The sequence below is a fragment of the Streptomyces spororaveus genome, from assembly GCF_016755875.1.
Classification (GTDB): domain Bacteria; phylum Actinomycetota; class Actinomycetes; order Streptomycetales; family Streptomycetaceae; genus Streptomyces; species Streptomyces spororaveus.
Map to the genome: position 1 here is coordinate 6,570,406 of NZ_BNED01000005.1, position 26,291 is coordinate 6,596,696.

General features: G+C 73.2%; 24 protein-coding genes. 16 read left to right on the forward strand and 8 right to left on the reverse strand.

What is annotated here, in order from left to right:
• The first annotated feature begins 41 nt into the window (after positions 1–41).
• On the forward strand, positions 42–203 hold the full coding sequence (locus Sspor_RS32190; protein ID WP_202202234.1) for a hypothetical protein: 162 nt from the start codon (positions 42–44) through the stop codon (positions 201–203).
• A 23-nt stretch (positions 204–226) separates the two neighbouring features.
• Here the strand turns inward: Sspor_RS32190 and Sspor_RS32195 are convergent, their stop codons facing one another.
• Positions 227–976, reverse strand: coding sequence for a GntR family transcriptional regulator (locus Sspor_RS32195; RefSeq protein ID WP_202202235.1), 750 nt, complete (start codon positions 974–976; stop codon positions 227–229).
• Between the two features lie 96 nt (positions 977–1,072).
• Complete coding sequence (gene hmgA, locus Sspor_RS32200) at positions 1,073–2,386, reverse strand: homogentisate 1,2-dioxygenase (RefSeq protein ID WP_202202236.1); 1,314 nt, start codon at positions 2,384–2,386, stop codon at positions 1,073–1,075.
• A gap of 254 nt (positions 2,387–2,640) precedes the next feature.
• Here hmgA and Sspor_RS32205 point away from each other — a divergent pair, with 254 nt between their 5' ends.
• From Sspor_RS32205 to Sspor_RS32240, 8 genes are all read left to right on the forward strand, one after another.
• Complete coding sequence (locus tag Sspor_RS32205; RefSeq protein ID WP_202202237.1) at positions 2,641–4,788, forward strand: right-handed parallel beta-helix repeat-containing protein; 2,148 nt, start codon at positions 2,641–2,643, stop codon at positions 4,786–4,788.
• A 157-nt stretch (positions 4,789–4,945) separates the two neighbouring features.
• Positions 4,946–5,779: a cupredoxin domain-containing protein gene (locus Sspor_RS32210; RefSeq protein ID WP_202204005.1), complete on the forward strand. Its 834-nt coding sequence runs from the start codon at positions 4,946–4,948 to the stop codon at positions 5,777–5,779.
• A 352-nt stretch (positions 5,780–6,131) separates the two neighbouring features.
• Positions 6,132–7,433 (forward strand): hypothetical protein, encoded by a 1,302-nt coding sequence (locus tag Sspor_RS32215; RefSeq protein ID WP_202204006.1) that lies wholly within the window; start codon positions 6,132–6,134, stop codon positions 7,431–7,433.
• A 35-nt stretch (positions 7,434–7,468) separates the two neighbouring features.
• Entirely contained in the window at positions 7,469–8,089 is a 621-nt protein-coding gene (locus tag Sspor_RS32220; RefSeq protein ID WP_202204007.1) for a TetR/AcrR family transcriptional regulator, read from the forward strand.
• A gap of 221 nt (positions 8,090–8,310) precedes the next feature.
• Complete coding sequence (locus Sspor_RS32225; RefSeq protein ID WP_202202238.1) at positions 8,311–10,509, forward strand: molybdopterin oxidoreductase family protein; 2,199 nt, start codon at positions 8,311–8,313, stop codon at positions 10,507–10,509.
• 73 nt (positions 10,510–10,582) lie between these two features.
• Positions 10,583–12,073, forward strand: coding sequence for a CitMHS family transporter (locus Sspor_RS32230; RefSeq protein WP_202202239.1), 1,491 nt, complete (start codon positions 10,583–10,585; stop codon positions 12,071–12,073).
• Positions 12,074–12,170: 97 nt separating this feature from the next.
• The gene (locus tag Sspor_RS32235) at positions 12,171–13,583 is read left to right on the forward strand and encodes an aldehyde dehydrogenase family protein (RefSeq protein ID WP_202202240.1); all 1,413 of its coding nucleotides are present in this window, start codon (positions 12,171–12,173) and stop codon (positions 13,581–13,583) included.
• An 85-nt stretch (positions 13,584–13,668) separates the two neighbouring features.
• Positions 13,669–14,754, forward strand: a complete 1,086-nt coding sequence (locus Sspor_RS32240; protein WP_202204008.1) for a Zn-dependent alcohol dehydrogenase — start codon at positions 13,669–13,671, stop codon at positions 14,752–14,754.
• A gap of 101 nt (positions 14,755–14,855) precedes the next feature.
• On the opposite strand, the gene Sspor_RS32245 is transcribed toward Sspor_RS32240, so the two are convergent.
• Positions 14,856–15,506 (reverse strand): TetR/AcrR family transcriptional regulator, encoded by a 651-nt coding sequence (locus Sspor_RS32245; RefSeq protein WP_202202241.1) that lies wholly within the window; start codon positions 15,504–15,506, stop codon positions 14,856–14,858.
• A 69-nt stretch (positions 15,507–15,575) separates the two neighbouring features.
• On the opposite strand from Sspor_RS32245, the gene Sspor_RS32250 reads away from it, so the two are divergent.
• The 3 genes from Sspor_RS32250 to Sspor_RS32260 all read left to right on the forward strand — a co-directional run bounded on the left by Sspor_RS32250 (position 15,576) and on the right by Sspor_RS32260 (position 17,846).
• Complete coding sequence (locus Sspor_RS32250) at positions 15,576–16,727, forward strand: acyl-CoA dehydrogenase family protein (protein WP_202202242.1); 1,152 nt, start codon at positions 15,576–15,578, stop codon at positions 16,725–16,727.
• A 101-nt stretch (positions 16,728–16,828) separates the two neighbouring features.
• Positions 16,829–17,116 (forward strand): YiaA/YiaB family inner membrane protein, encoded by a 288-nt coding sequence (locus Sspor_RS32255; RefSeq protein ID WP_202202243.1) that lies wholly within the window; start codon positions 16,829–16,831, stop codon positions 17,114–17,116.
• Positions 17,117–17,210: 94 nt separating this feature from the next.
• Complete coding sequence (locus tag Sspor_RS32260; RefSeq protein WP_202202244.1) at positions 17,211–17,846, forward strand: TetR/AcrR family transcriptional regulator; 636 nt, start codon at positions 17,211–17,213, stop codon at positions 17,844–17,846.
• Here Sspor_RS32260 and Sspor_RS32265 read toward each other — a convergent pair.
• Positions 17,837–18,298, reverse strand: coding sequence for a MaoC family dehydratase (locus Sspor_RS32265; protein WP_202202245.1), 462 nt, complete (start codon positions 18,296–18,298; stop codon positions 17,837–17,839). The two genes, Sspor_RS32260 and Sspor_RS32265, sit on opposite strands and share 10 nt — an antisense overlap.
• Positions 18,299–18,403: 105 nt before the next feature.
• On the opposite strand from Sspor_RS32265, the gene soxR reads away from it, so the two are divergent.
• Positions 18,404–18,847, forward strand: coding sequence for a redox-sensitive transcriptional activator SoxR (soxR, locus tag Sspor_RS32270; RefSeq protein WP_202202246.1), 444 nt, complete (start codon positions 18,404–18,406; stop codon positions 18,845–18,847).
• A gap of 4 nt (positions 18,848–18,851) precedes the next feature.
• On the opposite strand, the gene Sspor_RS32275 is transcribed toward soxR, so the two are convergent.
• From Sspor_RS32275 to Sspor_RS32290, 4 genes are all read right to left on the reverse strand, one after another.
• Positions 18,852–19,619: a 3-keto-5-aminohexanoate cleavage protein gene (locus Sspor_RS32275; protein ID WP_237404123.1), complete on the reverse strand. Its 768-nt coding sequence runs from the start codon at positions 19,617–19,619 to the stop codon at positions 18,852–18,854.
• The gene (locus tag Sspor_RS32280; RefSeq protein ID WP_202202247.1) at positions 19,616–20,215 is read right to left on the reverse strand and encodes a hypothetical protein; all 600 of its coding nucleotides are present in this window, start codon (positions 20,213–20,215) and stop codon (positions 19,616–19,618) included. The genes Sspor_RS32275 and Sspor_RS32280 overlap by 4 nt, the downstream gene beginning before the upstream one ends.
• Before the next feature lie 95 nt (positions 20,216–20,310).
• A complete protein-coding gene (locus tag Sspor_RS32285; protein ID WP_237404124.1) occupies positions 20,311–21,684 on the reverse strand; it encodes a serine-threonine protein kinase in 1,374 nt (457 codons plus the stop codon).
• A gap of 84 nt (positions 21,685–21,768) precedes the next feature.
• Positions 21,769–23,022, reverse strand: coding sequence for an exo-beta-N-acetylmuramidase NamZ family protein (locus Sspor_RS32290; protein ID WP_202202248.1), 1,254 nt, complete (start codon positions 23,020–23,022; stop codon positions 21,769–21,771).
• A gap of 95 nt (positions 23,023–23,117) precedes the next feature.
• On the opposite strand from Sspor_RS32290, the gene Sspor_RS32295 reads away from it, so the two are divergent.
• The 3 genes from Sspor_RS32295 to Sspor_RS32305 all read left to right on the forward strand — a co-directional run bounded on the left by Sspor_RS32295 (position 23,118) and on the right by Sspor_RS32305 (position 26,259).
• Positions 23,118–23,882 carry an SDR family oxidoreductase gene (locus Sspor_RS32295; RefSeq protein WP_372499606.1) on the forward strand — a complete coding sequence of 255 codons (765 nt, stop codon included), beginning with the start codon at positions 23,118–23,120 and terminating at the stop codon, positions 23,880–23,882.
• Complete coding sequence (locus Sspor_RS32300) at positions 23,867–25,585, forward strand: class I adenylate-forming enzyme family protein (protein WP_202202250.1); 1,719 nt, start codon at positions 23,867–23,869, stop codon at positions 25,583–25,585. The genes Sspor_RS32295 and Sspor_RS32300 overlap by 16 nt, the downstream gene beginning before the upstream one ends.
• Positions 25,586–25,653: 68 nt before the next feature.
• Positions 25,654–26,259 carry a TetR/AcrR family transcriptional regulator gene (locus Sspor_RS32305; RefSeq protein ID WP_202202251.1) on the forward strand — a complete coding sequence of 202 codons (606 nt, stop codon included), beginning with the start codon at positions 25,654–25,656 and terminating at the stop codon, positions 26,257–26,259.
• The last annotated feature ends 32 nt before the right edge of the window (positions 26,260–26,291 follow it).

Below are 26,291 nucleotides of genomic sequence, written 5' to 3' on the forward strand. Positions count from 1 at the left end.
GGATATACACGGTATTGACCGGGGAGGCTGAGGAGGCGGTCATGAGTCAGTACGACGAATACACGACCCCGTCACAGGCCGAGGGCGAGCGACTCGACGAGGACATGGACGAGGCCCAGCGCAAGCAGCGGCACCCCCAGACGACGCGGACGACGCCGTCCCAGGCGGAGGGCGAACGCACCAGGGAGGACGACGACAAGTAGCCGCGCGGCGGGGGCCGGGACCGTCAGTGCGCGTCGACCGTCACGGTGAAGGAGAACCGGTCGCCGCGGTAGCGGATCCGGGCCACGTCCACCACCCGGCCGTCCTCGTCGTACGTGACGCCCGTGTAGTGCAGGATCGGGCTGAGCAGCGGCACCTGCAGCAGCTCGGCCGTCTCCGGGTCGGCCAGCCGGGCCTCCACCGTGTCCGTGATCCGGCTGATGCGCACCCCCACGATGTCCCGCAGGACCTTCGTCATCGGCCAGCGTTCGAGATCGGCGAGGTCCACGGCCTCCGCGAACTCAGGGAGGACCGCGTTCTCGGCCCAGTTGGTCGGCTCGCCGCTCTCCCGGTCGTGGCGCAGGCGGCGGAAGGTGACCACCTCGGCCGTGCCCGGGAAGTGCTCCAGCAGTTCCCCGGACACGGCTGTACGGCCGTGCCCGAGGATCGTCGTACGGTCACCCGACTGCTGGGCCACGATCGCGTCGACCGAGCCCAGCAGCCGTACCGGGGTGCTGCGCAGCGCGCCCGGCTCGATGAAGGTGCCGCGCCGCCGGTGCCGGCTGATCAGGCCCTCGCCCTCCAGCTCCTTGAGCGCCTGCCGCATGGTCAGCACGCTCACCCCGTAGTGCCCGGCCAGCTGTTCCTCGGTGGGCAGGCGCAGCGAGGCGTCCGGGGTGCGCCCCAGTATCGAGGCGCGCAGTGACTGCGACACCTGGTACCAGAGCGGCAGCTTCCGGTTCAGTACCAGCGAGTCGGGGGCGAAGGCGGTCACGGGTGGATCTCCGAGGTACTGGACAGGGGGACGCGCGGCGGGCGCATGCAGGGCAGGGTACGGCGCACGTGGCGTGTGCAGCGTATGCAGTGCAGGTCAGGCGCGGAAGTGGCGCTGCAGACCCTGCCACACGTCGTCGTAGCCCCGCTGGAGGTGATCGGCGCCGGCGGCCTGCGCGGTGGCGGTGATCGGCCAGCGGGTCTCGAACATGAAGGCCAGGCCGTCGTCGATCTTCTGCGGCTTCAGCTCGGCGGCGCTCGCCCGTTCGAAGGTCTCGTGGTCGGGGCCGTGCGCGGACATCATGTTGTGGAGCGAGCCGCCGCCGGGGACGAAGCCCTCCGCCTTGGCGTCGTAGGCCCCCTCGATGAGGCCCATGTACTCGCTCATCACGTTGCGGTGGAAGTAGGGCGGGCGGAAGGTGTCCTCGCCGACCAGCCAGCGCGGCGCGAAGACCACGAAGTCCACGCCCGCCAGCCCCGGGGTGTCGGAGGGCGAGGTCAGGACCGTGAAGATCGACGGGTCGGGGTGGTCGTAGCTGATCGAGCCGAGGACGTTGAAGCGGCGCATGTCGTACACGTACGGGACGTGGCTGCCGTGCCAGGCGACCACGTCGAGCGGGGAGTGGTCGTAGGTGGCGGACCAGAGGTTGCCGCAGAACTTGTTGATCACCTCCGTCGGGCGCTCGATGTCCTCGTACGCCGCCACGGGGGCCTGGAAGTCCCGCGCGGCGGCGAGTCCGTTGGCGCCGATCGGGCCGAGGTTCGGCAGCTCGAAGGGCTGGCCGTAGTTCTCGCAGATGTAGCCGCGGGCGTCGGCGTCGAGCAGCTCGACGCGGAAGCGGACACCGCGGGGGATGAGGGCCATGTCGCCCGGGCGGGCGGCGAGCAGACCCAGCTCGGTGTGCAGGAGCAGTCCGCCGCGCTCGGGGACGATCAGCAGCTCGCCGTCGGAGTCGCTGAACACCCGGTCGGTCATGTCGGCGTTGGCGGCGTAGAGGTGGATGGCCATGCCGGCGCGCTGGGCGGCGTCGCCGTTGCCGCCGAGGGTCCACAGACCGGCGAGGAAGTCGGTGCCGGGGGCCGGGTCGGGCAGCGGGTTCCAGCGGAGCCGGTTCGGGTCCGCCACGGACTCGGTGAAGGGCGCCGAGCGCAGGGCGCCGTTGTCGATCCGGGTGAAGGGCGGGTGCGCGGCCGAGGGGCGGATCCGGTAGAGCCAGGAGCGTCGGTTGTGGGTACGGGGCTCGGTGAAGGCGCTGCCGCTGAGCTGCTCGGCGTAGAGGCCGAGGGGTGCGCGCTGGGGCGAGTTCCGGCCGATCGGCAGTGCGCCGGGGACGGCCTCCGAGCTGTGCTCGTTGCCGAAGCCGGTGAGGTACTCCAGGGCCTCCGCCGTCTTCCTGGCCTGCTCGCTCATGTACTGCTCCCGCTCCGTCGAAGGAATCCTATGGTCGACAGTAGGATTCCGCGGCCCGCACGTCAACGGCGGACCTGCGGTCGACCCCGGAGATCGCCGGGATTCAGGGGGTGGGCTTCCGGTCGGAGGGGCTCCCGGGGTCGGAGGGGATTTCGGGGCCGGGGGGGGGCTTCCGGGGGCGGAGGGATTTCGGCCGAGGGGATTTTCGGCAGGAGGGGATCCCAAAAGATGAACATTGCTCTACTCTCACGCGCATGTCGTGGACCCGCAGGTTCCCTGCCGTGCCGGCGGCGCTCCTCGCCGCCCTCCTCGCCCTCCTGTCCCTCCTCGCCGCCGCGCCCGCCGCAAGCGCGCACGAGGAGCGCCCGATCACCCTCCCCGACGGCTCCGGATCGGTACCCGAGTACCGGGCGGCGGAGCCCGACCTGATCGTCTGCAAGACCGACCGGCCCGCTTTCGAGCGCCGGATATCCGGCTTCCCCGATGAGCTCAGGCAGCGCAACCTCGCCCTGTACGAGCGGTGCGAGAAGAGCGGCTACCGGCACCTTCAGGAGGCCGTCGACGCCGTCGACCGGCCCGGGATGAACATCGCGATCCTCCCCGGCCTGTACGAGGAGGAGCCCTCCCTCCCCGCGCCGACGGGGGAGTGTGCCGCGCTCAAGGCCCCCCAGTCCTCGCTCGGGTACCAGATCCTGTCCTACGAGCAGCAGGTGCGGTGCCGGCACAACCAGAACCTCGTCGCGATCCTCGGCAAGACGAACCTGCAGATCGAGGGCACGGGCGCGTCACGGCTCGACGTGGTCGTCGACGCCAAGTACCAGAAGCTGAACGCCATCCGCGCGGACAAGTCCAACGGCGTCTACTTCCGCAACTTCACCGCCCAGCGCACCACCTTCAACTCGCTGTACGTGCTCGCCGGCGACGGTTTCGTCATCGACGACGTACTGACCCGCTGGAACGACGAGTACGGCTTCCTGACCTTCGCCAGCGACCACGGGCTCTACAAGAACTGCGAGTCATACGGGAACGGCGACTCCGGCATCTACCCGGGCAGCGCCTCGAACATCAACGACGGCCGCGGCTACGAGGTCCCCCGGTACTCCATCGAGATCACCGGCTGCCACAGCCACCACAACATGGTCGGCTACTCCGGTACCGCGGGCGACTCGGTGTGGGTGCACGACAACGAGTTCGACCAGAACATGGGCGGCGCCTCGATGGACAGCGCCTTCCCCGGCCACCCCGGACTCCCGCAGAACCACGCCAAGTTCGAGCGGAACCTCATCCACGACAACAACCAGGACTACTACGGGTACGTCGCCGACGGCACCTGCGCGAAGCCGCCGATCGAGCGCGGCTACGAGCGGGGCGTGGTCTGCCCGCAGATCTCCATGCCGCCGGGCACCGGCATCATCACCGCGGGCGGCAACTGGAACCTCTACGAGAACAACTGGGTGTACGGGCACCGGCGCGCGGGCTTCTTCCTCAGCGCGGTACCCGCCTTCATCCGTGGCGAGGAGGCGTGGTCGAAGCAGACCGACACCTCCCATCACAACCGGTACGCCGGGAACGTCATGGGCAAGGACAGGTCCGGCGCCGCCCGCCCCAACGGCATGGACGTGTGGTGGGACGGCCAGGGGCGCGCCAACTGCTGGCAGGACGGCCCCGACGGCTCCACCCCCGGCACGGTCCCGCAGTGCGGTGACCGCAGGGGCGAGGTCTCCGGGGCGTCCGCCCGGCTGGTCGGCGAACCGGTCAAGCTGGTCCAGCTCCTCGTCTGCGCGGACTATAACGTCCAGGCGCGCAAACTCCCGGCCGGCTGCGACTGGTACGGCGCGCGCGGACTGGAGCGGGTGGAGACCCAGCTCGCGCTGGCCGTGGCCGCGGTGCTGCTGCTCGTCGGCGGCGTCCTGTGGTGGCGCCGCCTGCGCGGCTCGCGCCTGGGCACGGCGGCCTCGCTGGCCGGGCTCGCGGGTCTGGTCCTGGACGTGGCGGGCTCCACCATGTCCCTGACCGCCACCTTCGTCCCGGCGCTCGCCCTGCTCCTGCTCGGCCTGTGGTGGACGGGCGTCGGCCTGGCCCTGCGGGCAGGCCGCCCCTGGTTGGCCCGCCTGACCCTGCTGCTGGCCGGACTCACCCTGCTGGACGCCTTCGACAAGGCCGTCCTGATGATCCCCTGGACCCCCCTGAGCCCCGCCTGGATACGGGCCCTGGTCGCCGTGGTCTGGGTCCTGTGGGCGGTGGTGGCCTCGGCCCGCCCGGGCACCCCGGCCCGGCCGTCCGGCCCCGGCGGCGACCCGACGGGCGACCGCGAGCCGGTCCCCGCCGGCCCCGCCCCGGCGCTCAGCGCGGCTGCCCCGGAACCCCCGGCGACCCCGACGACCCCGGATCCCGCACCGTGACCCCCGCCCAGGCCGCCCCGACCACAGGAGGCCAGCAGTGACCGACCGGCCCGAGCACCGGCCCGACCTGCTCGACGACGACAACCGCTGCGACGCCTGCGGCACGCCGCCACCCCGTGCGGTCCGCAGGCTCCGCCGAACCGCCCGCGCCACGGCCCTGCTCACCCTCGCCCTGCTCCTGGCGGGCGGAGCGGCGACGGGCTGTGGCGGGCGGGCCACCACCCACCACAAGCCCGGCACCAGCCACGAGCAGGCCTCCGGCAGCGTGGGCACCCTGCTCACTGCCACCGACGCCACCGGCCACCGGCTCCGCGAGGTCCCGGCCCAGGGCGCGCCGGAGGTCCGGCTGACCGTCCGCCCGGACTCGGAGGACGGCTGGAACCTCCAACTGGCCGTGACGAACTACCGATTCACCCCCGACAGCACCGGTGGCGCCGCCCTCCCGGGCGCGGGCCACGCCCACCTGGAGCTCGACGGGAGCAAGCTGGCCCGGCTGTACGGCCCCTGGTTCCACCTGCCCGCGGCACAGGTCCCCGAGGGCGCGCACACCCTGACCGTCCGCCTCTACGCGGACGACCACACCGCCTGGGCGGTCTCCGGCAAACCGGTCGAGGGCACGGCCCAGCTCACCGCCACCGCCGCAAGCCGGCCGGGCGGGCACAGCCACGGGGACACCCCGGCCCCGACCGCGCCCCCGGCCCCGGCCTCGACCGAGGCGCCGGAGCAGGCCGACCGCACGGTCACCATCACCGTCCGGGACGGCAAGGTCAGCCCGGCTCCCGCCCGTACCGAGGTGCGGCGCGGAGAGCGCGTGGCCCTGCGTGTCACGAGCGACCGCGCGGACACCCTGCACGTCCACGGCTACGACAAGGAGCTCGCCCTGCCGGCAGGCCAGGAGGCCACCCTGATCCTGACGGCCGACCGCACGGGCCTCTTCGAGGTCGAGACCCACGAGTCCAGCCTCGTCCTGACCCAACTCCTCGTCCGATGACCCCACCCCACCGGAAGCCCGGCCCCGAGCCCAGGCCCGCGTCCCGCCCCGCACCGGAGCCCGAGCCAGAACCCGCGTTCCGCCCCGCACCGGACTCCGAACCCAGGCCCGGGCCTGCGGCCCTGCCCGTGTTCGGCGGGCCGCGGCGCGGGCACGCGCTCGTGCCCTCACCCGCGCTCCGGCCCGTAGGGCGGACCGGGGTACCGCCCGCGGTCCTGGCCGGCGTTCCGCCCCGGCCGTCCGGACGGCCGGGCCGTGTCGCCGACGGGACTTCGCGCCGGGTGGGCCGATGGTGAGCCCGCTCGGGCCGGATCTCCCCCAGGGCGCCGGCGAGGGGGCCCACGGCCGGGGCGTGGTCCTTCACCCGGCCGATCCGCTCACCTCGCTCGCGCACGGGATCGGGTCCCAGCACGATCTACCGATCTCTCCCTTCTACGCCTTCGCCGGTGCCTTCGCCGCGCTGTTCGTCTCCTTTCTCGCGCTCGGCCTGCTCTGGTCCACCTCCCGCTTCCGCGGAGAGCGCTCGGGCCTCGCCCTGCCCGCGGCCCTCCAGCGGGTGGCCGACGCGCCCGCCACCCGAACCGCCCTGCGCTGCCTGGGACTCGCCGCCGCGCTGGTCGTGCTGCTCCACCTCCTCCTCGGTCCCGACGACCCCGCGCACAACCCCGCTCCCGGCGCCGTCTACGTCCTCCTCTGGGTCGGACTCGTGCCCGCCTCCCTCCTCCTCGGCCCCGTCTGGCGCCTGCTCAACCCGCTCCGCACCCTGCACCGCCTGCTCTCCCGGGCCCGGCGCCGCCGCGGCCCCGGCCGCCCCCTCCCCGCCCGGCTCGGTCAATGGCCGGCCGCCGTCGGGCTGTTCGGTTTCACCTGGCTCGAACTCGTCGCTCCCGATCCCGCTTCCACCACCACCCTCCTCGTCGCCCTCACCGCCTACGCCACCGCCCAACTGCTGCTCGCCGCCCGCTTCGGCGAGCGCTGGTTCGACCACGGCGACGCCTTCGAGGTGTACTCCACCCTCTTGTCCCGGCTCTCCCCCCTCGGCCGTCGCAGCGACGGCCGCCTCGTACTCCGTAACCCCTTCCACGGACTCGACGCGACACCCGAGCGGCCCGGACTCGTCGCCACCGTCTGCGTCCTGCTCGGCTCCACCGCCTACGACGGCTTCTCCGACAACCCCGCGTGGATCAACGCCGTTCAGACATCCCCCCTCGGCCGCATCCCCACGGCCACACTCGGCCTGCTCGCCTCCATCGCCCTCGTGGCCACCCTCTACTGCCTCTGCGCAGCGGCCACCCGCCTCGTCAGCGGCCCGCACCCCGGCCCGCTGACCGCCTTCGCGCACTCACTCGTACCGATCGCACTCGGCTATCTCATCGCCCACTACTTCTCCCTCCTGGTAGTCGAAGGACCACGCACAGTAAGCATGGCACTCGGCACTGACAACGCCCCAGAACCCGTGCCACCCCTGGGTCCCGGCGGCCTCGCCGCCCTCCAGGTCGTCGCCGTCGTCACCGGTCACGTGCTCGGTGTCGTCGCGGCCCACGACCGGTCCGTACGTCTCTTCCCGCCCGCGAAGGCGGTGGCCGGACAACTGCCGCTGCTGGCGCTGATGATCACTTACACCGTCGGAGGGCTCAGTCTTCTGCTGAACTGAGGCCCCCACCGAACCGAGAAGCGAGGAGCGGCATGATGGACCCCGTGCCTCCCGCCCACTCCCTGCGCCGTGCGCCGATCCAGCAGCGCAGCGCCGACCGGCTCGCCCGGATCCTCGACGCCTGCGCCGAGCTGCTGGACGAGACCGGGTACGACAACCTGAGCACCCGTGCCGTGGCCGTGCGCGCCGGCGTGCCGATCGGTTCCGTCTACCGCTTCTTCGGCAACAAGAGGGCCATGGCCATAGCCCTCGCCCACCGCAATCTGGACCGCTACGTCGACGGCATCGCGGACCGGCTCGCCGACCTCCCCGCCACCCACTGGCGGCCCGTCGTGGACGCGGTGCTGGACGAGTACCTGGCCATGAAACGCAGCGTTCCCGGCTTCGCGCTCGTGGACTTCGGCGTGCCCGCGCCGCCCGCCGAGGGGCCGGAGTCGGACCCGAACCACGAGGTCGCCGCCCGGCTGACCGAACTGCTCTCCGCGCACCTCGCCCTGACCCCCGACGCCACCCTGGAACGGGCCGTCCTCGTCGCGGTCGAGGCCACCGACGCACTCATACAGCTCGCCTTCCGCGCCGACCCGGCCGGGGACCCCGGCATCGTCGCCGAGACCCGCGCGATGATGCACGCGTACCTGGCGCGCGTACTGGACTGACCCCGCTCCGCCCCGCCCTGGCCCGCTCGCCCCGCCCCACCTCACCCCGGCCCGCCCGTGCCGGACCGGCCCGACGGTGCTTTCGGGACCGGCGGGAGCGGGGGCGTCACCCGTACCCACTCGGTCCCGCGCACCCCTCCCCTCCATGCGTACCGGTCGGTATGCTCGGAGTGCCCCGCGTGCCAGCGCCCCTGCCGCAGACCGCCGCCCCTGGAGGGCCCATGTCCGGAACCGCCCTGCGTATCTGCCCCCTGTGCGAAGCCACGTGCGGCCTGACCCTCACCCTCGCGGACGGCGTGGTCACGGGAGCCCGCGGTGACCGCGAGGACGTCTTCAGCCGCGGCTTCATCTGCCCCAAGGGGGCGGCGTTCGGAGCGCTCGACTCCGATCCCGACCGGCTGCGGGGCCCCCTCGTCCGCCGCGACGGCCAACTGCGGGAGGCCACCTGGGCGGAGGCCTTCGACACCATCGCGGCGGCCGTCCCCGCCCTGGTCCAGGAATACGGGGCCCAGTCGGTCGGTGTCGTGCTCGGCAACCCGAACGTGCACACCATGGCCGGCGCCCTCTACCCTCCCCTGCTCCTCAGGAGCCTCGGCACCCGCAACCTCTTCACCGCCAGCACCCTCGACCAGATGCCCAAGCACGTGTCCAGCGGGCTGCTCTTCGGCGACCCCTTCGCGATCCCGGTCCCCGACCTCGACCGGACCGACTTCCTGCTGCTCCTGGGCGCCAACCCGGTCGAGTCCAACGGCTCCCTGTGCACCGCACCCGACTTCCCGGGCCGGCTCAAGGCCCTGCGGGCCCGCGGCGGCACCCTGGTCGTCGTCGACCCGCGCCGTACGCGCACCGCCGCACTCGCCGACCGCCACCTCGCGCCGCGCCCCGGCAGTGACGCGCTGCTGCTCGCCGCCCTCGCCCAGACCCTGATCGAGGAGAAGCTCGCCGACCCCGGAGCGCTGGAGGAACACTGTGAGGGCATCGGGGAACTCGGCGCCGCTCTCGGGAGTTTCACTCCTGAGGCCGTCGCACCCGCATGCGACCTCACCGCTGCCGAGATCCGCACCCTCGCCCGCGAGCTCGCGGCCGCACCCACCGCCGCCGTCTACGCCCGGATCGGCAGCTGCACCGTCGAGTTCGGCACGCTCGCGAGCTGGCTGGTCGACGTACTGAACGTCCTCACCGGCAACCTCGACCGGCCGGGCGGAGCCCTCTTCCCGCTCTCCGCCACGGCTCCCGCGGGCCGCCCCGCGGGCCCGGGCAAGGGGTTCGCCCTCGGCCGCTGGTCGAGCCGGGTCGCCGGCCACCCGGAGGTCAAGGGCGAACTGCCCATGGCCGCCCTCGCCGAGGAGATCGAGACCCGGGGTGACGGGCGGATCCGGGTCCTGCTCGCCATCGCCGCCAACCCCGTCCTGTCCGCACCCGACGGCGACCGGCTGGACCGGGCGCTGGCCGGGCTCGACTTCATGGTCTCCGTCGACCCCTACCTGAACGAGACCTCACGCCACGCCCACGTCGTCCTGCCACCGCCTCCGCCCTCGCAGAGCGCGCACTTCGATTTCGCCTTCAACGGATTCGCCGTGCGCAACCAGGCCCGCTATTCACCCGCCGCCCTCCCGCTGGAGGCGGGGCGCATGGACGAGTGCGAGATCCACGCGCGCCTGATCCTCGCGGTCTCCGGCCTGCACGGAGCGCCGCCGGAGGCGGTCGACGAGCGCGTCATCGCCGACAGCCTGGCCCGGGCCGTCACCGATCCCCACTCGCCGCTCCACGGCGGCGACCCGAAGGAGACGGCCCGCCTGCTGAGCGGCCGCACCGGCCCCGAGCGGCGCCTCGACCTGATGCTGCGCACGGGCCCGTACGGCCTGACGCTCGACGATCTGCGGCAGGCCCCGCACGGCATCGACCTCGGCCCGCTGCGGCCCCGGCTCCCGGGCGTGCTGAAGACCCGCAGCGGCAGGGTCGAACTGCTGCCGGACCCGATCGCGGCCGAACTCCCCAGGCTGCGCGCGGCGCTCGCCGACCGCCCCGCCACCCTGGTGCTCGTGGGCCGCCGCCACCTGCGGTCCAACAACAGCTGGTTGCACAACGTCCCGGCCCTCACCGGAGGTTCCAACCGCTGCACCCTTCAGGTCCATCCGCGGGACGCGGACCGGCTGGGCCTCGTCGACGGAGGGCAGGCCAGGATCACCGCCGAAGGCGGGAGCCTGGAGGTGCCCGTCGAGGTCACCGACGCCATCCGCAGCGGTGTGGTGAGCCTTCCGCACGGCTGGGGCCACGACCGCGCCGGCTCGCGGCTGTCGGTGGCCGCCGCGGCGCCCGGCGCCAACGTCAACCAGCTGCTCGACGGCACCCGCATGGACCGGCTGTCCGGCACGGCGGTCCTCAACGGCTTCCCCGTCGAGCTCGCGCCCCTGCCCTGAGCTGGGGTTTTGCTCGTATTGCTCACGCGCGGACGTCTTGTTGGCGCAAGGAGGGGGCACCTACCTTCCCCACATGCTGACCTTCCTCGGCTTCGCCATGATCGCGACGTTCCTGGTCCTGATCATGATGAAGAAAATGTCGCCCATCGCGGCGCTCGTCCTCATCCCCGCACTCTTCTGCGTGTTCGCAGGGAAGGGCGCGCACCTCGGCGACTACGTCATCGACGGCGTCGGCAAGCTCGCCCCGACCGCCGCCATGCTGATGTTCGCCATCGTCTACTTCGGCGTGATGATCGACGTCGGCCTCTTCGACCCGATCGTCCGCGGCATCCTGCGCTTCTGCAAGGCGGACCCGGTGCGGGTGGTGGTCGGCACCGCCGTCCTCGCCGCCATCGTCTCGCTCGACGGCGACGGATCGACCACCTTCATGATCACTGTGTCGGCCATGTACCCCCTCTACAAGAGGCTCGGCCTGAGCCTGGTGGTGATGACGGGTGTCGCGGCCACGGCCAACGGCGTCATGAACACCCTGCCCTGGGGCGGTCCGACCGCCCGCGCCGCCACCGCTCTCAAGGTCGACGCCGCGGACATCTTCGTCCCGATGATTCCGGCCCTCGCGGTGGGCCTGCTCTTCGTGTTCGTCCTGGCCTACGTCCTCGGTGTGAAGGAGCGCCGCCGGGTCGGCACGCTGGCGCTGCCCGGCCAGGCGGCGCCCGAGGCCGCCGAGGCCGCCGAGGAGCAGGAGCTGGTCCCGGCCGCGCCCGGCACGGCCACCGCAGCCGCCGCTGTCACGTCCACCTCCGCGGAGGGCTCCGCCGGATCGACCGCCTCCGCCGGATCGACCGCCTCCGGCGCTTCCGCCGCGGGTCCGGGCTCCGCCGCCCCGCACGGGGGCGGCTCCGACGCCCTGCCCGAGGGCGGATTCCAGGGTCTGGATCCCCACCGTCCCACCCTGCGGCCCCGTCTCTACTGGTTCAACGCCGGCCTCACCGTGGCCCTGCTCACCGCGATGATCATGGAGCTGCTGCCCATCCCGGTGCTGTTCCTGCTCGGCGCCGCCCTCGCCCTCACCGTCAACTTCCCGCACATGCCCGACCAGAAGGCCCGGATCGCCGCCCACGCCGACAACGTCCTGAACGTCGCCGGCATGGTCTTCGCCGCCGCCGTCTTCACCGGGGTCCTCACCGGCACCGGCATGGTCAAGCACATGGCCGACTGGCTCGTCGGCGCCATCCCCGAGGGCATGGGCCCGCACATGGCGCTGGTCACCGGTCTGCTCAGCCTGCCGCTCACCTACTTCATGTCCAACGACGGCTTCTACTTCGGCGTCCTGCCCGTCCTCGCCGAGGCCGGCGCCGCCCACGGGGTCTCCTCGCTGGAGATAGCCCGCGCCTCCCTCGTCGGCCAGGCCCTGCACATGTCGAGCCCGCTGGTTCCGGCCGTCTACGTCCTCGTCGGCATGGCCAAGGTCGAGTTCGGCGACCACACCCGGTTCACCGTGAAATGGGCGGCCCTGACCTCCCTCGTGGTCCTCCTGGCAGGGATGCTTTTCGGCATCATCTGAAATCCGGCGCCCTCCGGCCGGTAAAACTACCGCCGCTAGTTTGTAGGGTGTTCGCGAGGTCGGATCTACGCGCTCGTGCGTGCTCGGGAGGAATGCCATGAAGGCTCACGACGGGATGTACATCGACGGCGCGTGGCGGCCCGCCGTCGGCGGCGAACTGATCGAGGTCGTGAACCCGGCCGACGGCCAGGTCATCGCCCGGGTCCCGGCCGGTACCGAAGAAGACGTGGACGCGGCCGTACGCGCGGCCCGTGCGGCCCTCCGCGGCTGGGCGGCCACGGCCCCGGCCGAGCGGGCCGCCCTGATCGGCGCGCTCCGTGACGCGCTGCTGGCCCGCGCGGGCGAGCTGACCGAGACCATCACCGCGGAGCTCGGGTCCCCTGTCGGCTTCTCCAAGGCGGTGCACGTCGGAGCCCCGCTCGCCGTGGCCGCCTCCTACGCCGAACTCGCCTCCTCGTACGCCTTCGAGGAGCGGGTCGGGAACTCCACCGTGCTGCTGGAGCCGATCGGCGTGGTCGCGGCCATCACGCCCTGGAACTATCCGCTGCACCAGGTCGTTGCAAAGGTGGCGCCCGCTCTCGCCGCCGGCTGCACCCTCGTCCTCAAGCCGGCCGAGGACACTCCGCTGACCGCACAGCTCTTCGCCGAAGCCGTGCACGAGGCGGGTATCCCGGCCGGAGTCTTCAATCTGGTGACCGGTACCGGTCCGGTCGCCGGCCAGGCCCTGGCCGCGCACGAGGGGGTCGACCTCGTCTCCTTCACCGGCTCGACCGCGGTCGGCAAGCAGATCGGCGCCACGGCCGGGGCCGCCGTCAAGCGGGTCGCGCTCGAACTGGGCGGGAAATCGGCCAATGTCATCCTGCCCGGGGCCGACCTGGTCAAGGCGGTCGCGGCAGGCGTCGGACACGTCATGAACAACAGCGGTCAGAGCTGCAACGCGCTGACCCGGATGCTCGTCCACCGGGACCACTACGAGGAGGCCGTCTCGCTGGCGGCCGCCGCCGTGGCCGACTACCCCACCGGTGACCCCCGCGAGACGGGTACCCGCGTCGGCCCGGTCGTCAACGCCAAGCAGCACGCGCGCGTCCGCGGTTTCATCGCCAAGGGCGTGGCGGAAGGCGCGCGCCTCGTCGCGGGCGGGCCGGAAGCGCCGCTGGAGCAGGGGTACTTCGTGGCGCCGACGGTGTTCGCCGACGTCACGCCCGACATGACCATCGCCCAGGAGGAGATCTTCGGCCCGGTGCTGTCGATCCTCCGCTACGAGGACGAGGAGGACGCCCTCAGCATCGCCAACGGCACCGTCTACGGCCTGGGCGGCGCCGTCTGGGCCGCCGACGACGAGACGGCCGTGGCCTTTGCGCGCCGTATGGACACCGGGCAGGTCGACATCAACGGCGGCCGCTTCAACGTGCTCGCGCCCTTCGGCGGCTACAAGCAGTCGGGTGTCGGCCGCGAGCTGGGCGCGCACGGCCTGGCGGAGTACCTCCAGACCAAGTCCCTGCAGTTCTGACCCCCTGCTCGAACCGCCCGCCCCGCCCCGCCCCCTGCACGGCCCCGCCGCGCCCGCCCCGTACCGGAAAGACGAGATGACGACCATGGTCCGCGCCGCAGTCCTGCCCGCCGTCGGAGACCCGCTGGAGATTCGGGACATCGTGCTGCCGGATCCCGGTCCCGGGCAGGTCCGGGTGCGGCTCGCCGCCGCCGGTGTGTGCCACTCGGACCTCTCCCTCACCAACGGCACCATGCGGGTCCCCGTGCCCGCCGTCCTCGGCCACGAGGGCGCGGGCACGGTCCTCGCCGTGGGGGAGGGCGTCACCCACGTCGCCCCCGGTGACGGCGTGGTGCTCAACTGGGCCCCGTCCTGCGGAGAGTGCCACCACTGCGCGATCGGCGAGATCTGGCTCTGCGCCACGGCGCTCACCGGGGTCGGGGCCGTCTACGCGCACGACGCGCAGGGCACCGCGCTGCACCCCGGGCTGAACGTGGCCGCCTTCGCGGAGGAGACCGTCGTCGCGGCCAACTGTGTGCTGCCCGCGCCCGCCGGGATCCCGCTCGCCGAGGCCGCCCTGCTCGGCTGCGCCGTCCTCACCGGCTACGGGGCCGTTCACCACAGCGCCCAGGTCCGTCCGGGCGAGTCGGTGGCCGTCTTCGGCGTCGGCGGTGTCGGCCTGGTCGCCCTCCAGGCCGCCCGGATCGCGCAGGCGGGCCCGGTCATCGCCGTCGACGTGTCCCCGGCCAAGGAGGAACTGGCCCGCGCGGCCGGGGCCACCGACTTCGTGCTCGCCTCCGACACCACCGCCAAGCAGATCCGGGCGCTGACCGGCGGGCAGGGCGCCGATGTCGCCGTCGAGTGCGTGGGCCGGGCCGAGACCATCCGGGGTGCCTGGGAGTCGACCCGCCGCGGCGGCCGCACCACGGTCGTCGGCATCGGCGGCAAGGAGCAGCGGGTCACCTTCCACTCCATGGAGATCTTCCACTTCGCCCGCACCCTCACCGGCTGCGTCTACGGCAACAGCGACCCGGCCCGCGACCTCCCGGTGATCGCCGAGCACGTCCGCGCGGGCCGCCTCGACCTCGGGGCCCTGGTCACCGACCGCATCACCCTCGACGGCATCCCGGCCGCCTTCGACGCCATGCTGGCCGGCAAGGGCGGCCGCTCCCTGGTCGTCTTCCAGCCCTGACCCGGGCCGTCTCCTTCGACCTGGGCCGGCACGCTCCGGGGCGGGGAGGCGGACCCCGCCCTGGAACGCCGAACGGCCGAGCGGCCGAGCGGTCTAGCGCGTCACACGGTTTCCTTCAACGCCTCGTACTGGAGGGCCAGTCCGTCCAGCAGTGCCGCGAGGCCCGTCTCGAAGGCGCCCTCGTCCACCTCGCGCCCGCGTTCCGCCAGCAGGTGGGCCTGGCCCAGGTGCGGGTAGTCCGCAGGGTCGTACGCCGTGCGGTCGTCCACGAAACCTCCGGCGAAGGAGGCCACCGCCGAGCCCAGGATGAAGTACCGCATCAGCGCGCCGATCCGGGTCGCCTGCGCCGCGGGCCAGCCGGCCGCCGTCATCGCCCCGAACACCGCGTCCGCCAGCCGCAGCCCGGCCGGCCGGCGGCCGGGGCCGCGCGCCAGTACCGGGACGATGTTCGGGTGGTCCGCCAGGGCGTCCCGGTACGAATGCGCCCACGCGTGCAGGGCCGCCCGCCAGTCCTGGCCGCCGTCGAACATCGACAGGTCGACCCGCGCGCTCACCGCGTCCGCCACCGCGTCCAGGATCTCGTCCTTGGTGCGGAAGTGGTTGTACAGGGAGGGCCCGCTGACCCCGAGCGCGGCTGCCAGCCGCCGCGTCGACACGGCCTCCAGTCCCTCCGCGTCCACCAGGGCGCCGGCCGCCTCGACGATGCGGTCCCGGCTGAGGAGGGGCTTGCGCGGTCTGGCCATGCGCCACATAGTAGGGCCTGCCCGCCTTAAACTACCGGTGCTAGTTAAAGCGTCGGACGAGCGCCCCGGAGGTGCCCGGTGAATCTGGAGCTGAGCGAGGAGCAGACCGCCGTCCGCGGGCTCGCCCGCGAGTTCACCGAGCGCGAGGTCGTCCCGTACGCCGCCGAGTGGGACCGCTCCGAGAGCGTCGACCGGGCCATCGTGAAGAAGCTGGGCGCGCTCGGCTTCCTCGGTCTGACCGTCCCCGAGGAGTACGGCGGGTCGGGCGGTGACCACCTCGCCTACGTGCTGGTCACCGAGGAGCTCGGACGCGGGGACTCCGCCGTGCGCGGGATCGTCTCCGTCTCCCTCGGCCTGGTCGCCAAGACCGTCGCCGCCTGGGGCACCGAGGACCAGAAGCGGGCGTGGCTGCCCCGCCTGTGCTCCGGCGACGCGCTCGGCTGCTTCGGTCTGACCGAGCCCGGCACCGGCTCCGACGCCGGAAGCCTCACCACCCGCGCCGTGCGCGAGGGGGACGCGTACGTCCTCGACGGCAGCAAGATGTTCATCACCAACGGCACCTGGGCCGACGTGGTGCTGCTCTTCGCCCGCACCGGCGGCGAGCCCGGCCACCGCGGGATCTCCGCCTTCCTCGTCCCCACCGACACGCCCGGCCTGACCCGCCGCGAGATCCACGGCAAACTCGGCCTGCGCGGCCAGGCCACCGCCGAGCTCGTCCTCGACGGCGTACGCGTGCCCGCCTCCGCGATGCTCGGCCCCGAGGGCAAGGGCTTCTCGGTCGCCATGTCCGCCCTGGCCAAGGGCCGGATGTCGGTCGCCGCCGGCTGTGTCGGCATCGCGCAGGCGGCCCTGGACGCGGCGGTCTCGTACGCCGCCCAGCGCGAGCAGTTCGGCCGGCCGATAGCCCACCACCAGCTGGTCCAGGAGCTCATCGCCGACATCTCGGTCGACGTGGACGCGGCCCGGCTGCTGACCTGGCGGGTGGCCGACCTCATCGACAGCGGGCAGCCCTTCGCCACCGAGTCCTCCACCGCCAAGCTCTTCGCCTCCGAGGCGGCCGTGCGCGCCGCGAGCAACGCCCTCCAGGTGCACGGCGGCTACGGCTACATCGACGAGTACCCGGTGGGCAAACTGCTGCGCGACGCCCGCGTCATGACCCTGTACGAGGGCACCAGCCAGATCCAGAAGCTGCTCATCGGCCGCGCCCGTACCGGGGTTTCCGCCTTCTGAGCCCGGAAGCCCGGCAGCCCAGGAGTACGGAAGCCCGACTGAGTACCCGTCTGAGTACGCGTGCGGATGTGTCCTTCCCCGGTCCGCCCGATGCTCGACCCATGAACGACACACCGGTCAAGCAGCAGAGCACGGGGGCGTACTACGGACAGGCCGTCGCCTCCTTCGGGATCGCCATCGGCGCCGTGGCCGTGGGGATCTACAACCTGGAGGCGAGCGGCTGGGTCCGGGCCTTCCTCGGCATCGCGGTCCTCTACCTCACCACCTCGGCCTTCACCCTCGCCAAGGTGATCCGTGACCGCCAGGAGGTCACGCAGATCGTCAGCCGGGTGGATCAGGCCAGAATGGAGAAGATGATGGCCGAGTACGACCCCTTCGCGCCGAAGTAGCCGGCTCGCCGGGCCCGGTCGGCGCGACATCGCTAAGCGCTTGCTCACCCTCCGGTAGGGTGTTCACTTCCACACGGTGAAGGGTGAGTGAGCGATGGGCAGCGCGGAGGATACGGTCGACGGCTACCAGCCGTGGTCCGAGGTCACCCCCGACGCCGCACGGCGGCTGCTCGTCGCCGCCGTCGAAGCCTTCGCCGAGCGCGGCTACCACGCCACCACCACCCGTGACATCGCGGGGCGTGCCGGTATGAGCCCGGCCGCGCTCTACATCCACTACAAGACCAAGGAAGAGCTGCTCCACCGGATCAGCCGGATCGGCCACGACAAGGCGCTGGAGATCCTCACCACCGCCGCCGACGGCCCCGGCAGTGCCGCCGACCGCCTCGATGCCGCCGTGCGGTCCTTCGTACGCTGGCACGCGGCGCACCACACCACCGCGCGCGTGGTCCAGTACGAGCTCGACGCCCTCGCTCCCGAGCACCGCACCGAGATCGTGGCGCTGCGCCGGCAGAGCGACGCGGCCGTGCGCCGCATCATCGCCGACGGGGTGGCCGCGGGGGAGTTCGACGTCCCCGACGTGCCGGGCACCACGCTCGCCGTGCTGTCGCTGTGCATCGACGTGGCCCGCTGGTTCAACGTGGCCGGACAGCGCACGCCCGACGAGGTCGGCGGACTCTACGCCGACCTCGTACTCCGCATGGTCGCCGCGCGGCCGGGCCCTCAGAAGTAGTAGCGCGAGACCGACTCCGCCACGCACACCGGCTTGTCGCCGTCCTCGCGCTCGACCGTGACGGTGGCCGTGACCTGCACGCCGCCTCCCGCCTCCGTGACCTCCGTGATCACGGCGGTGGCGCGCAGCCGTGAACCGACCGGCACCGGCGCCGGGAAGCGGACCTTGTTCGTCCCGTAGTTGAGGCCCATCCGCATGCCGTCGACCCGCATGATCTGCGGTACCAGGATCGGCAGCAGCGACAGCGTCAGATAGCCGTGCGCGATGGTGGAGCCGAAGGGTCCGCCCGCCGCGCGCTCCGGGTCCACATGGATCCACTGGTGATCGCCGGTGGCGTCCGCGAAGAGGTCGATCCGCTTCTGGTCCACCTCCAGCCACTCACTGGGGCCGAGCGGTTCGCCGATCCCGGCGTGCAGCTCCTCGGCGGACGTGAAGACCCTCGGCTCGGCCATGCCCTGTTCCTGTCTCTCGCGGACCACTGACAACGAATAAGCGCTTGCTCAGCATGCTGGGGGGCGTATGTGTATGTCAACGCACCGCCGACTACGCTCGGCCGGGTGCCGCAGATTCCCGAGAAAATCCACGAGCTCACCGTCGGTCAGCTGTCCGCCCGCAGCGGCGCGGCCGTCTCGGCGCTCCACTTCTACGAGGCCAAGGGCCTGATCAGCAGCCGCCGCACCTCCGGCAACCAGCGCCGCTACACGCGTGACGCCCTGCGCCGGGTGGCCTTCGTACGGGCCGCCCAGCGCGTGGGCATCCCGCTGGCCAGCATCCGCGAGGCGCTGGCCCAGCTCCCCGAGGAACGCACCCCCAACCGTGCGGACTGGGCCCGTCTCTCCGAGGCCTGGCGCGCCGAACTCGACGAACGCATCACCCGGCTCGGCCGTCTGCGCGACCACCTGACGGACTGCATCGGCTGCGGCTGCCTCTCGATGAAGACCTGCGCCCTGTCCAACCCGGACGATGTCTTCGGCGAGCGGCTGACCGGCTCGCGGCTCTAGGCCGCTAGGCCGCCCGCGCCGCCGATTCCCGCGCGACCATCTCCCGGGCCGCCGCCACCAGTTCGGCGTTGGACCGCGCCGGCCGCCCGTCCGGCAGGTGCGTCACATCGCCCACGCCGGTCCGCACGCCCGTGCCGCACCGCGCGGCCAGCCGCAGCACCGGCCAGGCGGCCGCGTCCCGCCCGTACAGCAGCACCGGTACCGGCGGCAGGGCGCGCAGCCCCGCCACCAGGGCGGGATCCGGCGCCGCCAGCTCGGCCGAGAGCCGGACCCGCCCGGGCTCGCGCACCGGCCAGGCCAGGAACCGGGCCAGCGGTTCCGGCCCGGCCGCACCGCCCAGCGGTACCACCGCGTCCACCGCGACGCCCCGTGCCAGCAGGGCCTGCGCCAGCTCCGCGGCGTCCGGCTGCCCGAAGTGGACCACCGCCCGGTCCGGCAGCACCGTCCACGAGGCGATCCGCTCCAGGCGCCCCGCCGGATCGGGCTCGGCGGCGATCGACACCGGTACCGACAGCGCTACGCCGACCCCCGTGCGCCGCAGCTCCTCCACCACCGGCCCGACCACCCGCGGCGAGAGGCTCTCCCGCCCGCACGGCGTCCGCGGATGCACCAGCACCTCCCCGGCCCCGGCGGCGACGGCCGCCAGCGCCGACTCCGCCAGCGCCCGCGGCGACAGCGGCACGGCCGGGCCGTCCGCGGCGTTCCGCGAGCCGTTCAACGACACCGACACAGGCACCGGCAGCGGCAAGGGCGCCTGCGGCGGTGTGCTCACGCGGCTCCCGCCGAGGGGATGTCCAGCAGTGCCGGGGCGTCCACCAGGGCCGGTCTGGGCACCACGATCCCGCAGCCCGCGCACACCGGCCCGTCCCAGGCCAGCGCCCCCGCCCAGGGGCCGACCGGAGCCACCTCCGGCCAGTGCAGTTCGGTGTCCCCGCACACCGGGCACGCCGTCCCCGGCGCCGACTCCAGCGCCCGCACGAGCCGCCGCAGCACCTCGCCCAGCGCCCCCTCCGGCCGCACCCCCGGATCCGCGCACCGCACCACCGCGTCCCCGCTCCCGCCCCACGCCCACTCCGGCCGGCGCAGCCCGTGGTGCTTCTCGCGGCGGCGCCGTTCCGCGAACTGGCGCTCGTACTCCAGCCAGACCGCCCGCGCGTCCTCCAGCTCCTCCAAGGCCGCGACCAGCCGCAGCGGATCGGCCCCCCGGTCCTCCGGGGCGATCCCGTGCCGGTCGCACAGGTGCCACCACGTGGCCCGGTGCCCGTACGGCGCGAACCGCTCCAGGCAGCGGCGCAGCGAGTGGCGCCGCAAAGCCCGGTCATTGCGCGCGTCGCGCACCTGGTAGGCCAGACTCCGGAATCCCGCCATCACACCATCACCTCCGCCGATGTGCCCAACATGCCCGGCCGGAGGCAGGCGCATGCGGGGGCGGTCGAGGCGTGCGGGTGGCACATGGCCAGAAGTCAGCGCCCCATGCGCCCCGCGGCCACCACCACCCGGGCCAGTTCCTCGTGGCAGATATCGCTGTGCGCCCCCGACGGGGCACCGCCGCGCCGCACCACGGAGCCCGCGTCCACGCTGACGCAACCGGCTGCGGGCACCCCCTCGCGCAGGGCGGCGTCCAGGCTCAGCCGGGGCGCGCCCGGAACCGCCTGGACCCCGTCGTGCCCGATGGCGCCCCATCGCTCGTCGAATCCGAGCAGACCGGCCGAATCCCCTGCCATCCGGGAGGCCAGCGGGTAGAAGACCTTGAGGGCCGAGTCGTGCGGGGAGTGGCAGGCGACCACCGGCCCGTCGACCCGCCGGTGGAGGCCGCGCAGGGCGCCGCCGTTCGCCTTGTCGTGCGGCAGCCGGTCGGCGAACGCGTAGTGGGAGAAGGCCCCCTGGAGGAGGGTCACGGATTTCACGTACCGGGCCCGCTCCGGCACGGCGCGCAGCGAGAAGGAGACGACACGGGCCCCGAAGCTGTGCCCGATCAGATGGAACCGCAGGGCGGGGCGGGCGGCCGCCAGCTGGGCCAGCACCGGGCCGAGGCCGCGTTCACCGACCACACCCGCCCGCTTCTTCATCTTGTAGTACGCCGCCTGTCGCAGCAGTTCCTTGGCGCCGCCCCACAGGCCGCGCAGCCCGCCGCCGACTGTGATACCCGCGCCGCCCGCCGCGGCCGGTGGCACCGCCGCGCCCGCCTCACCCGGGGCGCCCGCCCTGACCAGGGCGGCGGAAAGGGCCCGGCACACCTCCAGCACGTCATCCGTGAAGATCGCGGGTACCGACGGCGCGAGCACCGCGGGCACCGCGTCCACCCCCGCCAACTCGCGTACCAGGGCGCCGAACTCGATGAGGGCGGCCGCCGAATCCGGCCGTTCCTCCAGCAGTTCGGCCACCCGGTCCAGCTCCGCCCGCCGCTCCGGCCAGAACTCCCCGAGCGCCCGCCGGGTGAGGGGGTCCAGCGCGCAGCCGGAGTCCGGTTGCGCGAGGGCGCCGGGCGGGTCGAAGTCCGGTATCGGCTCGTCGGAGAACCGCATCGAGGGCCATACGACACCCACATAGCCCAGGCGCACCCCCGACCCCACCAGTTCCGGGAAGGGGGCGAAGAACCGGTCGTAGAGCCGCGTCGCCGTGGACCGGTCGCTGTTCCAGCCGTGCGCGAAGACCAGCAGGTCGGTCGCCTCCATCCGCGACACCGCCCCCTGCGTGACCCGGTCCACGTCGCCCTCGGAGTCGAAGGTCAGCTCCGCATAGGGCCCGACGCCTACGCCTACGCCTACGCCGAGCCCGACGCCGAGCCCGACCGTGCGTGCGACCCCGGTCCTGAATCCGCCACCGATGTCCGCCATGACGTCCCCCCTTCACGCCGCGCCTCCGGTGCAGCCAGCATCCTGCTGCCGCGCCCGCCCGGCCAGCCCCCCGACGCGGTCGGATCACGGATACAGCAGGTACTCCTCGCGTACCGCCCCGAAACGCGCCAGCCCCGCCGCCCAGTCACCCACGACCTCGTCGACGCCCGCCCCCGCGTCCACCAGCGTGCGCACCCGGTCCGAGCCGGTCAGCCGGTCGATCCAGTGGTCCGTCCGCCAGCCGAAGCCGCTCCACGACCGCCGCGCCGTGACCAGCAGCCCGACTCCGGCCCGTACCGGGTCGAAGGCCTCGCGGTCGTGCACGATCAGCCGGACCCCGCCGCACACCTTCCCCACGTGCTTGGAGAAGGCCGGAGTGAAGTACGCCTCCCGGAACCACACCCCGGGCAGCCCCAGCGCGTTCGCCGCCTCCACCCACCGCCGGTCGATCCCCTCCGCACCGATCACCTCGAAGGGCGTGGTCGTCCCGCGCCCCTCGGAGAGGTTCGTCCCCTCGAACAGGCAGGTGCCGGCGTACGCGAGGGCCGTGTCCGGGGTCGGCATGTTCGGGCTCGGCGGCACCCAGGGGAGCCCGGTGTCCCCGAAGAACGACCCCCGCCGCCACCCGGACATCGCCACCGTCCGCAGCCTGGCCGGGCGGTCCTTCAGGAATTCGCCGTTGAAGAGCCCGGCCAGTTCGGCCGCCGTCATCCCGTGCGCCAGCGCGATCGGCTCCCGGCCGACGAAGCTCGCGTACGGCCGCTCCAGCACGGGCCCCGCGGCCCGCCGGCCGCCCACCGGATTGGGCCGGTCCAGCACCACCACCGCCTTGCCGGCGAGCGCGGCGGCGCGCATGCAGTCGTAGAGCGTCCAGATGTAGGTGTAGAAGCGCGCCCCGACGTCCTGGATGTCGAAGACGACGGTGTCGATCCCGGCCGCCGTGAACACGTCGGCGAGCTTCTGTCCGCTCTTGTCGTACGTGTCGTACACCGGAAGCCCGGTCGCCGGATCCCGGGAAGCCCCCTCGGAACCGCCCGCCTGGGCCGTCCCGCGGAAACCGTGCTCGGGCCCGAACACCGCCACGAGGTCGACCCGTTCGTCCGCGTGCAGTACGTCGACCAGGTGCCGGGCGTCGGCGGTGATCCCGGTGGGGTTGGTGACGACGCCGACCCGCTGGCCGGCCAGCACGGCGTACCCGTCCGCGGCGAGCCGCTCGAAGCCGGTACGCACCCGGCCGCCCGCCGGTCCCGCGGACCCGGGCGCCGCGGCCGCACCCAGGGCGCCCGCCGATCCGACGGCCCCTGCCAGCCCCAGCACCCCGCGTCGCGACAGCGTCATCCGGACACGTTACGAGCCGCACCCCTTTCCTCCCGACATACCGACCGGTTAGTCTGCCCGCGATCCGGCATCCTGCCGCACGAGAGGTGGACCCCGTGAGCGCGTACCAGGACCAGCGAGTCGTCGTCACCGGCGCGGGCGGCGGCATCGGCGCCGCACTCGCCCACCGCTTCGCGGCCGAGGGCGCCACGGTGGTCGTCAACGACCTCGACCCGGCCAGGGCCGCCGCGGTCGCGGCCGCCATCGGCGCCCGGGCGATCCCGGTGCCGGGCGACGCCTCGGCGATCGTGGCCGAGGCCCGCGAGGCCCTCGGCGGAACGGTCGACGTCTACTGCGCCAACGCCGGGCTCGCCTCGGGCGGCGACGCCTTCGCCGACGAGGCCGTCTGGGAAGCGGCGTGGGACACCAACGTCATGGCCCATGTCCGCGCCGCCAGAGCGCTGCTGCCGGACTGGCTGGAGCGCGAGAGCGGCCGGTTCGTGTCCACCGTCTCGGCCGCAGGGCTCCTGACCATGATCGGAGCGGCCCCGTACAGTGTCACCAAGCACGGTGCGTACGCCTTCGCCGAATGGCTCTCGCTGACCTACCGCCACCGCGGGGTCCAGGTCCACGCCATCTGCCCGCAAGGGGTGCGCACCGACATGCTGACCGCCGCGGGCTCGGCGGGCGAACTCGTGCTCGCGCCGACCGCGATCGAGCCGGAAGCGGTCGCGGACGCACTGTTCGACGGCATGGAGAAGGGCCGGTTCTTGATCCTCCCGCACCCCGAGGTCGCCGATTTCTACGCCGCCCGCGCCACCGAACCGGACCGCTGGCTGAGCGGCATGAACCACCTCCAGCAGAAATGGGAGACCCGGTGACCTCCTCCCGGTACGCCGCCAAGCCGTGGCTCGGGCAGCTCGCCGCGGCCCAGCGGGCGCCCGTCGCACCGCCGCCCACCGTGCTGCACGCTTTCCGGGACGCCGTCGCCCGGGCCCCCGGGCGGACCGCCCTGTCGTACTTCGACGGCCGGATCGGCTACGCGGCGGCCGACGCGCTCTCCGACTCCGTCGCCGGCCACCTCGCGGCGTGCGGCGTCGGCCGCGGCGACCGGGTCGCCGTCATGCTGCAGAACACCCCGCACTTCGTGCTCGCCGTCCTCGCGGCCTGGAAGGCCGGGGCCGTCGTCGTCCCGCTCAACCCCATGTACAAGTCCGGCGAGGCCGGGCACATCCTGCGCGACTCCGGCGCCGCCGCGCTGGTCTGCGACGGCGGCGCGTGGACGGCGTACCTGCGCGAGGCCGCGCGGGACAGCGCCGTACGGACCGTGCTGACCGCGTCGGACCTGGACTTCCAGACGCGCAACGACCCCCGGGTCTTCGGCCCCGCGCCGCTGGGCACGGTGCCCGGCCCCAGGCGTCCGGCCGGACCGGGCGGAGCCGATCCCGCCGCCGGAGTCGCCGTCGCCGATCTCGCCACCGTGGCCCGCGGCGGGCGCCCCGCTCCCGGCGACCCGGGCCTCACCGCCACCGACACCGCTCTCATCAGCTACACCTCCGGCACCAGCGGCACCCCCAAGGGTGCGATGAACCCGCACGGCGCGCTCACCTACAACGCCGTCCGGCAGGTCACCTCCCACCCCCTCCCCGAGGGCGCCGCCTACTTCGCCCTCGCGCCCCTCTTCCACATCACCGGCATGGTCTGCGAGCTCGCCGCCTGCTTCACCAACGCCGGCACCCTGGTCCTCGCCCACCGCTTCGACGCCGGCGCCGTCCTCGACGCCTTCCTCGAACACCGCCCCGCCTACACCGTGGGACCGGCCACCGCCTTCATGGCCCTGGCCGCCCACCCCGGCGCCACCCCGGACCACTTCGCCTCGTTCCAGGTGATCTCGTCCGGCGGCGCCCCGCTCCCGCCCGCGCTCGTCGAGCGCCTGCGCACCGCCTTCGGCTTCTACCTCCGCAACGGCTACGGCCTCACCGAGTGCACCGCCCCCTGCGCCAGCGTGCCCGTGCACCTCGAAGCCCCCGTCGACCCCGTCTCCGGCACCCTCTCCGTGGGCCTGCCCGGCGCCGACACCGTGGTCCGCATCCTCGACGAGGAGGGCGCCGAGGTCCCCTTCGGCGAGACCGGCGAGATAGCCGTCCGCGGCCCCCAGGTGGTGCCCGGCTACTGGGGCCTGCCCGCGGAGTCCGCCGAGGCCTTCCCGGACGGCGAACTGCGGACCGGCGACGTCGGATTCATGGACCCGGACGGCTGGCTCTACGTCGTCGACCGCAAGAAGGACATGATCAACGCCTCCGGCTTCAAGGTCTGGCCGCGGGAGGTCGAGGACGTGCTCTACACCCACCCCGCCGTCCGCGAGGCCGCCGTGGTCGGCGTCCCCGACGCCTACCGCGGGGAGAGCGTGAAGGCGTACGTGAGCCTGCGTCCGGGCACCTCGGTGGAGCCGGCGGAGCTCGCCGCCCACTGCGCCGAGCGCATCGCCGCGTACAAATACCCGCGCCAGGTCGAGATCCTGCCTGTCCTTCCGAAGACGACCAGTGGCAAGATCCTGCGACGGGAACTGCGCGATCGCGGCTGAAAACAGTCGGACGGTCGTACAGCTGGTCGCGGTGACCAGGCAGGAACGAGGAAGGGAAGGTCAGCGCCATGGCGGCACGGACCACGGAACCCGCAGGCACGCACGAGGCCCCGGTACCGCAGCGGCTGCTGGCCGTCGCCACCCGGCTGTTCGCCGAGCGCGGCTACGACCGCACCTCGGTCCAGGAGATCGTCGAGGCGGCCGGCGTCACGAAGGGCGCGCTCTACCACTACTTCGGGTCCAAGGACGATCTGCTGCACGAGGTGTACGCGCGGATGCTCCGGCTCCAGCAGCAGCGCCTGGACGCGGTGGCCGATTCCGACGCCCCCGTCGAGGAGCGGCTGCGGGCCGCGGCCGCCGACGTGGTCGTCACGACCATCGAGAACCTCGACGACGCGATGATCTTCTTCCGGTCGATGCACCAGCTCAGCCCGGAGAAGTCCAAGCAGGTACGGGCGGAGCGCCGGCGCTACCACGAGCGCTTCCGGGCGCTGGTCGAAGAGGGCCAGCGCACGGGGGTGTTCTCCGCCGCCACCCCCGCCGACCTGGTGGTGGACTACCACTTCGGGTCCGTCCACCACCTGTCCACCTGGTACCGGGCGGACGGCCCGCTCACGCCGCAGCAGGTCGCCGACCACCTCGCCGACCTGCTGCTGCGCGCGCTGCGCCCGTAGCACAGCGCGAACGGGGCCCCCGCCGCGTACGG

Coding starts and splice junctions, on each gene's coding strand:
- Sspor_RS32245 (WP_202202241.1), bottom strand. CDS start 15,506: ATGTGGCGCATGGCCAGACCGCGCAAGCCCCTCCTCAGCCGGGACCGC.
- Sspor_RS32190 (WP_202202234.1), top strand. CDS start 42: ATGAGTCAGTACGACGAATACACGACCCCGTCACAGGCCGAGGGCGAG.
- Sspor_RS32300 (WP_202202250.1), top strand. CDS start 23,867: ATGGGAGACCCGGTGACCTCCTCCCGGTACGCCGCCAAGCCGTGGCTC.
- Sspor_RS32305 (WP_202202251.1), top strand. CDS start 25,654: ATGGCGGCACGGACCACGGAACCCGCAGGCACGCACGAGGCCCCGGTA.
- Sspor_RS32220 (WP_202204007.1), top strand. CDS start 7,469: ATGGACCCCGTGCCTCCCGCCCACTCCCTGCGCCGTGCGCCGATCCAG.
- Sspor_RS32235 (WP_202202240.1), top strand. CDS start 12,171: ATGAAGGCTCACGACGGGATGTACATCGACGGCGCGTGGCGGCCCGCC.
- Sspor_RS32225 (WP_202202238.1), top strand. CDS start 8,311: ATGTCCGGAACCGCCCTGCGTATCTGCCCCCTGTGCGAAGCCACGTGC.
- hmgA (WP_202202236.1), bottom strand. CDS start 2,386: ATGAGCGAGCAGGCCAGGAAGACGGCGGAGGCCCTGGAGTACCTCACC.
- Sspor_RS32230 (WP_202202239.1), top strand. CDS start 10,583: ATGCTGACCTTCCTCGGCTTCGCCATGATCGCGACGTTCCTGGTCCTG.
- Sspor_RS32255 (WP_202202243.1), top strand. CDS start 16,829: ATGAACGACACACCGGTCAAGCAGCAGAGCACGGGGGCGTACTACGGA.
- Sspor_RS32265 (WP_202202245.1), bottom strand. CDS start 18,298: ATGGCCGAGCCGAGGGTCTTCACGTCCGCCGAGGAGCTGCACGCCGGG.
- Sspor_RS32240 (WP_202204008.1), top strand. CDS start 13,669: ATGGTCCGCGCCGCAGTCCTGCCCGCCGTCGGAGACCCGCTGGAGATT.
- Sspor_RS32280 (WP_202202247.1), bottom strand. CDS start 20,215: ATGGCGGGATTCCGGAGTCTGGCCTACCAGGTGCGCGACGCGCGCAAT.
- Sspor_RS32205 (WP_202202237.1), top strand. CDS start 2,641: ATGTCGTGGACCCGCAGGTTCCCTGCCGTGCCGGCGGCGCTCCTCGCC.
- Sspor_RS32260 (WP_202202244.1), top strand. CDS start 17,211: ATGGGCAGCGCGGAGGATACGGTCGACGGCTACCAGCCGTGGTCCGAG.
- Sspor_RS32290 (WP_202202248.1), bottom strand. CDS start 23,022: ATGACGCTGTCGCGACGCGGGGTGCTGGGGCTGGCAGGGGCCGTCGGA.
- Sspor_RS32285 (WP_237404124.1), bottom strand. CDS start 21,684: ATGGCGGACATCGGTGGCGGATTCAGGACCGGGGTCGCACGCACGGTC.